Annotated in this window: 1 protein-coding gene; it reads right to left on the reverse strand. The window is 58.2% G+C overall.

The window, feature by feature from the left end; genetic code table 11:
• Window positions 1-185 precede the first annotated feature (185 nt).
• Entirely contained in the window at window positions 186-923 is a 738-nt protein-coding gene (locus ACESMD_RS13820; protein WP_372614122.1) for a FadR/GntR family transcriptional regulator, read from the reverse strand.
• Window positions 924-1,022: the final 99 nt, after the last annotated feature.

Genomic DNA, 1,022 nt, shown 5'->3' on the forward strand with positions numbered 1-1,022 from the left:
ACCTCGGCCCTGGTACCGCCCCTGTAGCTCGGGTCCAGCGTCTCGCCGGTGGCGGGGTCGGTGGCACGGATCTCGGCCTGGGTGCCGGTGACTTCCTGCTGACCAATCAGCATTACACCACGAATAGTCATCATACCTCCTTGAAGCAATTGAAGTGATACCAGGCCCGGTGGACACGCTAGAAATCAATCGTCGCGGTACCTGGCATACATGGTCCGCGACCTGTTGAGGTGCTGGAACATGGTTTCGCGAGCCGCATCGGCATCCCGAGAGAGAATGGCCTCGAGAATGTAGGTGTGCTCTTGATGAACCCGCTCCAGGTAACGCTCGGAGGAGGCGGGATTGATTTCGATACTCAACAGCTTGGCCCGGGGGATGACCCCGTGGCTCCACTTCTCGTAGAAAGAACGGAAGAAGGGGTTCTTGGTCGCCAGGGCGATGGCGAAATGAAAATGATAGTCCTCGTCTCTCGCCTGGGACTTCTCGGCGCAGGCCCTGGCGAAAGCCTCATGGCCCTCCCGCAGCGCACGACGGTCTTCATCGTCATGACGAAGCGCAGCGAACTCGGCGGCAGCAGGCTCGAGGATCAGCCTCAATTCAAGCAGGTGCAGTATATCCTCGACGGTGGTCGGGTTGATGCGCTCAGCCGGTCGCGCTTCAACAGTAGTGGCACGCAGTACCGTCGTGCCAACACCGCGCCGAGTCTCAACCAAGCCCAGGGACTTAAGATGGGTGATCGCCTCACGAATTACTGTGCGGCTGACACCGAAGGATTCACACAGGCTATTCTCGGTCGGCAATTTGTTGCCGACCGGCACCTTACCCTGAGTGATCAGGGATTCCAGTTGGTCGGCCACATGGACGGACAGGCTACCCTGCTGAGGGATTTTCCGCACATTGATAAGGGCCAATTCCGATGTCATTTCACTATCCTTCGTCGCGAGCGGCCTTGCCTAAAGTATAATGTCATACAGAATAGCAGGGCCGACAGAGACTTACCTTACCAAGGCGGGCCGCTTCGG

The organism is Halomonas sp. (assembly GCF_041689495.1).
Lineage (GTDB): Bacteria > Pseudomonadota > Gammaproteobacteria > Pseudomonadales > Halomonadaceae > Halomonas.

What these genes read in the sequence shown, in the direction of transcription:
- ACESMD_RS13820 (WP_372614122.1), bottom strand. Translation starts at nt 923, where the DNA reads ATGACATCGGAATTGGCCCTTATCAATGTGCGGAAAATCCCTCAGCAG.